Source organism: Parvimonas sp. M20, assembly GCF_035282425.1.
In the GTDB taxonomy this organism is placed as follows: domain Bacteria; phylum Bacillota; class Clostridia; order Tissierellales; family Peptoniphilaceae; genus Parvimonas.
This window is the reverse complement of record NZ_JAYKBQ010000263.1, coordinates 1-242: the sequence shown is the minus strand read 5'-3', so window position 1 is coordinate 242 and position 242 is coordinate 1. Positions and strand designations below refer to the sequence as shown.

Sequence of the window (242 nt, the reverse complement as noted above, 5' to 3'; positions counted from 1 at the left end):
CATACGAGATATGTAGAAGGATCAGCAGATAATGGTGGAATTTACAAAGATGGAGAAATTACTTGGACAAAAGAAAATGTAGCAGATGGAGAAACAGTAGAAGTTACATTCAAGGTAAAAGTAAACGCAAATGTAAATGGAGAAAGAATCTTAAATAAGGCAAATGTAGCAGATGGAAGTAATACATTTGATACAAATGAAACAACAAATCTAACACCATTAAGACCGAAGCCAGCAATACC

Annotated in this window: 1 protein-coding gene; it reads left to right on the top strand. The window is 33.9% G+C overall.

Annotated features, from left to right (window positions below; translation table 11 throughout):
• A partial coding sequence (locus VJI93_RS09185; protein ID WP_324000635.1) for a hypothetical protein occupies positions 1 to 242 on the top strand: 242 nt, incomplete at both ends.